This window comes from Streptomyces sp. MK37H, from assembly GCF_018035285.1.
In the GTDB taxonomy this organism is placed as follows: Bacteria; Actinomycetota; Actinomycetes; order Streptomycetales; family Streptomycetaceae; genus Streptomyces; species Streptomyces endocoffeicus.
This window is the reverse complement of the sequence record NZ_JAAAYH010000608.1, coordinates 1-4,106: the sequence shown is the minus strand read 5'-3', so window position 1 is coordinate 4,106 and position 4,106 is coordinate 1. Positions and strand designations below refer to the sequence as shown.

Here is a 4,106-nt window from a genome sequence, read left to right as displayed (position 1 = left end):
GCGGCCCCCGGTGCGCCTCCGGTCCCCGGTGCGCCTCCGGTCCCCGCGCCCGCGGCCAGCCCGTCCTTCGTCGCCTGGCTGCGCGCTCCGCGGTCCGAGGCGGCACCGGGGGTGTGGACGTACGAGCACAAGCCGAAGGCGCCGGAGGAGCCGGATCGGATTCCGGGGCGGCGGCTGCTCAGCGGGGCCCTGATCTCGGCCTTGTGCGGCTGGCTGGTCTGGTCACTGATCTATTACGAGTACTTCGGCAGCTTCTACCTCTGGCCGCTGTACTTGCTGACCCCAGAGTCCTGGGTCGAAGGCGACGACAAGATGGCCTTCGTCTGGGCGTGGCGCATCTACCAAGTCATCTTCGCAGGGGTCCTCGCCGTGATCTTCGGTCGCGTAGGCCACTGGCCCGAAGTCTGGCGCCGTTACGTCGCGCCCCTCTTCCGGCGGGCCTGGGATGAGCCCGCTCCCGAGGCGGCAGCCGCGGGGCGGCCGGAGGGGGATCCGGTGGAGTGGCCGCATTTGCGGGCCGCGGGGGCGCACAGTGCGGCTGATCGGCTGGCGGCGGACGCGCGGGCGGGGGCGATGAGTGATGTCGACCACGCCCGGATCGAGCGCGCCTGGCAGTCCGTGCGGGCGGGGAGGAATTCGCTCGCCTCGTTCACCGACACCGTGCTGCGCCACGGCGCCGCCTCGTACGGCCATCCGTCCGGGGCGCGGGATCTGCCCGTCCGGACGGCGCGGCATGATCTCCTCGCCCAGCAGGTCCGCCTCGGCACCGCTGCCGAGGATTCCCGCAATCCTTACCAGCACCGCGGCGTCGGGCTCGCCCTCGATCCCGAGGTGCTCGGCACCTCGCTGCTGGCCGTTGGGCCGCCCGGTTCGGGGAAGACGGGGCGGATGAGGCGTTCGACGTCGTCGTGAAGATCGGCCGGCCCGACTCCGGCTACGACCTCGACCTCTACGGCGGCACCACCGACCCCGATGAGGCCGCGGGTATCCTCGCCGAGGCCCTGATCGGCGACATGGCGGCCTCGCTGCCCGGCGGGGACAGCCGGCGCGCCGCCACCGCGCTGGCCCAGCTGCTCGGCCCCTACCGCGCCGCCCACGGCCGCTTCCCGTCCGTCCCGGATCTGCGGGAGCTGCTGGACGGTTCCAAGACAGCCGTCAACGCGCTGCGCGAGGCGCTGGACGAGGCCGGGGAGCGGGCGCAGGCCCGGGAGCTGGAGGCGCGGGTCCGGCAGTCGGGGGCGCCCGGGGACGTGGGCGCGCTGCTCGCGGACCGGATCGCGCTGCTGGACCGGCCCGCGTTCGCCGACTTCTTCGACACCACCGGCGACCGCCGCCCGTTCTCCCTCCGCGCCCTCGAACACCCCCTCCGGGTCCGTATCGATCTGCCCGAGCGCGGCCACGCGGAGGCGTCGCGGATGCTCGCGCGGCTGGTCCTGGCGCAGTTCACCGAGTGCGCCGTGGGCCGCGCCGACCGTTCGCTGTTCGCCTGCCTGGTCCTCGACGACGCCTCGCACACCATCACCCCCGAGGCCCTGCGCGGTATCCAGCGGCTCCGCTCCGCCCACGCGGGCGCCGTGCTCACCCTCCGCACCCTCGACGACGTGCCCGAGTCGCTGCGCAGCGCGCTGCTCGGCGCGGTCGGCTGCCGGATGGCCTGTGCGGGTGTGACGACCTGGGACGGGGCGCGGTTCGCCGAGGTGTGGGGGACGGAGTGGGTCGAGACCCGGGACGTCACCGATCGGCAGATCATCGCCGAGGAACCGCTCACCAAGGTGCTGCACTTCATCCGTAAGGTCGCCACCGGCAAGGCGGTGACCACGCAGTCGGTGACCGTACGGACGGTGGAGCGCGAGCGCTGGTCCGCCTCGGAGCTGGCCCATGCGGTTCCCCCGGGGCATGCGGTGCTGTCGGTGACCTCCGTAAGGGGCGAGGGCGGGCCCCCGGTGCTGGTGGATCTGCGCGGTTGATCGGCCGCCGTTCCGGTCAGTCCTCATTGCCGTTATCGGTTCGTCTGCCCCGGTTGCCCCGTTCAGGGTGGCCGGGGCAACCGGAACCGCTGCGTCACGGCCAGACCCGTGGCGAAATCAGGCCGTCAATTCCGCGTTTTCCTCCATTGAGGCAGAATCGGCAGTAGCCGTTCATACGGGGCGGTGAAGTCGTCGCAAGTCGTCGCATTCGCTTCGAAGGTGCCATGCCTCCCACGCTCGCCTCACTCGTCCGCCACCCCGGTCTCAAGCTGTCCGTCCTCGCGGGCGAGGACCGGCTGGAGACGCCCGTGCGCTGGGCGCATGTCAGCGAGCTGGCCGACCCCGTGCCCTATATGGAGGGCGGCGAGCTGCTCCTGATCACCGCGATGCAGATCGAGGCCGATGACCCGGAGGAGATGAGCCGCTATGTGCGGCGGCTGGTCGGCGCGGGCGTGGTCGGGCTCGGCTTCGCGCTCGGCGTCAACTACGCCGAGGTGCCGCCCGCGCTCGCCACGGCGGCCAAGGAGGAGGGGCTGCCGCTGCTCGGCGTGGACCGCCGCACCCCCTTCATCGCGATCAGCAAGGCCGTCTCCGCGGCGATAGCCGCTGACCAGTACCGGGCCGTGACAGCCGGGTTCGAGGCACAGCGCGAGCTGACCCGTGCCGCCATCGGCGCCGAGGGGCCCGCCGCGCTGCTCGCCCGGCTCGCCGCCCACGTCGACGGCTGGGCCGCGCTCTACGACGTCTCCGGCGCCGTGGTCGCCGCCGCACCCGACTGGGCCGCCCGCCGCGCCGCCCGGCTCACCGCCGACGTCGAGCGGCTGCGCTCCCGCCCCGGCCCCGCGAGCATCGTGGTCGGCGGGGGCTGTGGGCCGGCCGGGGCCACGGGTGCGGAACCGGCCGAGGACACGGCCGTCGCCGACCGGGTGGAGCTCCAGTCGCTGGGCACCGGGCGCCGTACGCGTGGGGTGCTCGCGGTCGGCACGGGCGCGCCGCTGGGCACCGCCGAGCGCTACGCCGTGCACTCCGCGGTCGCGCTGCTGACCCTGACCACCGAGCGTTCCCGCGCCCTCCAGGAGGCCGAGCAGCGGCTCGGCGCCGCCGTGCTGCGGATGCTGCTCGCGGGTGAGCCCGACCATGCGCGGGCGGTCGCGGGGCGGCTGTACGGCGGGCTGCTCGACGCGCCGTTCCGGATGCTGGTCGCCGAGGTGCCGTCCGGTGGTACGCCCCAGCAGGCCCACACGGCGCCCTCCGCCGCGGACGACGCCCCCGCGGAACTCCCCACAGAAGCCACCGCCACCGGCGCGGGTGAAGCCGAGGCGGCCGACCCCCTCGGCACGCTCATCGACACCATGGAGGCGGCCGCGGCCCGCGTCGGTGAGTCGGTGCTGGTCGTGCCCGACGGGGAGCGGCTCATCGTGCTGGCCCCCGACGGCGGGGCGGCGGTCGCGGCATGCGCCGAGCACGCCCAGGCCGTCGAGGCCCGCCGGGGTACGAAGGCCCGCCCCCGCGACCGTGCCGCGGTCGCGGCGCCCCGTGGCGATGAGCTCGTCATCGGGCTGTCCGCCCCCGCGGGCCCCATCGCGGCCGCGGCCGCCTACCGCCAGGCGGAGCAGGCGTTGTCGGTGGCGCGCCGCCGCGGCCGGATGCTGGTCGAGCATGAGCAGGTCGCGGCGGGTTCCGTACTGCCCCTGCTCGCCGACGACGCCGTCCGGGCGTTCGCCGACGGCATGCTGCGTGCCCTGCACGAGCACGACGCCACCGGCCGGGGCGATCTGGTCGCCTCGCTGCGCGCCTGGCTCTCCCGGCACGGCCAGTGGGACGCGGCCGCCGCCGACCTCGGCGTCCACCGGCATACCTTGCGCTACCGGATGCGCCGCGTCGAGGAAATCCTGGGCCGCTCCCTGGACGACCCGGACGTCCGCATGGAGCTGTGGCTGGCCCTCAAGGCCACGGCCCCCGGCACCTCGGCCTGAATCGCCCACCTCCGCCCCGGGCCGCCGACTCTTCCTGATCGCTCTGTGGGGGCTGCTGCTCACCGGTCGCCTCGTTGTGGCCGCCGCTTCCGGGTTTCCTGGTGGCGGTCACCGCTCCCGGCCGCTGCTTCCCGGTCGTCTCGTCGTGGCCGCCGCCTCCCGA

The 4,106-nt window shown here is 74.5% G+C and carries 1 protein-coding gene and 1 pseudogene; both read left to right on the top strand.

What is annotated here, in order from left to right:
- A pseudogene (locus tag GWI24_RS41465) lies at nt 1-1,967 on the top strand (ATP-binding protein); the annotation flags it as partial.
- A 224-nt stretch (nt 1,968-2,191) separates the two neighbouring features.
- The gene (locus GWI24_RS41460) at nt 2,192-3,943 is read left to right on the top strand and encodes a PucR family transcriptional regulator (protein ID WP_210951187.1); all 1,752 of its coding nucleotides are present in this window, start codon (nt 2,192-2,194) and stop codon (nt 3,941-3,943) included.
- Nucleotides 3,944-4,106 lie beyond the last annotated feature (163 nt).